This is a genomic window from Oleiphilus sp. HI0123, assembly GCF_001635315.1.
Genome location: NZ_LWGE01000571.1, coordinates 1 through 301 on the forward strand (window position 1 = coordinate 1; position 301 = coordinate 301).

The 301-nt window shown below is 48.2% G+C and carries 1 pseudogene; it reads left to right on the forward strand.

From position 1 onward, the window contains the following. Nucleotides 1-301 (forward strand): annotated as a pseudogene (locus A3761_RS05255) (transposase); the annotation flags it as partial.

The following is a 301-nucleotide window of genomic DNA, read 5'->3' on the forward strand; positions in this document are numbered from 1 at the left end:
CTACTACCCTGTCGTTAAAGCAATACAAGCGATGCGTGGAATACGCCTCCTCATCGCAACAGGCGTAGTGTGTGAGCTTGGTGATCTAAGCCGATTTGATACGCCTAGAAAGCTAATGAGCTATGTCGGGCTCACCCCGAGTGAGCATTCTAGTCGCGATAAACGAAAACTTGGCAGCATTACAAAGTGCGGTAATGGACGCGTCAGAAACTGTTGATTGAGGGAGCGCACAGCTATCGGTATAGCGCACGAATATCCAAAGAAATGCAGGTAAGACAGGAAGGTCTACCTAAGGAGATTA